1 protein-coding gene is annotated in these 615 nt (G+C 42.1%); it reads right to left on the bottom strand.

Annotation, left to right across the window (positions count from 1 at the left end; all coding sequences use genetic code 11):
- Window positions 1–476: transposase (locus tag H4J54_RS04750; RefSeq protein ID WP_182189785.1), on the bottom strand; the 476-nt coding region annotated here is incomplete at its 3' end.
- Window positions 477–615 lie beyond the last annotated feature (139 nt).

Raw genomic sequence — 615 nt, 5'->3', positions numbered from 1 at the left:
GGCGTGTAATTGTTGTGCTTGCTATTAACCGCTTTGAATTTACTGCCATCGATAGCCACAACGGCATCGGTGAACATATTCATTTGACGGCATAACTCGATGAAGTGACGGCAGACTTTGGTGATAGCCTTACCGTTGTCCTTTCTAAAGTCGGCAATCGTTTTAAAGTCTGGTTTTAAGCGCTCAAGTAACCACATTAACTCAACATTGCGATGTGACTCTTTCTCTAAGCGGCGAGAAGACTGGATGCGGTTCAAATATCCGTAGATGTATAACTTAAGCAACACGGCAGGATGATAACCTGGCCGACCTGTATTTTTGGCGATAACACGGTTGAACCCTAAAGCGTGTAAATCAAGCTCATCAACAAAGGCGTCAACGACACGAACGGGGTTTTCTTTGGTGACAAAATCGTCCAATGCTTCAGGAAATAGGGTTATTTGGTGTCGACCTTGGCCTTTAATATGGTGGGACATATCAGCACTTCTCGTTCTTGTTTTCCTACTATTAATTATAGCTAATACGCTATCTTCGAGAGCTGAAAATTAAGATTGATTGATCATAAAAAACTGAGGGTTAGACCAAAAGGTGATCAATAGTTTTCACACAGTCTGG

It is taken from the genome of Colwellia sp. MB3u-8 (assembly GCF_014076985.1).
Taxonomy (GTDB): Bacteria; Pseudomonadota; Gammaproteobacteria; order Enterobacterales; family Alteromonadaceae; genus Cognaticolwellia.
This window is presented reverse-complemented; position numbering and strand designations above follow the sequence as displayed.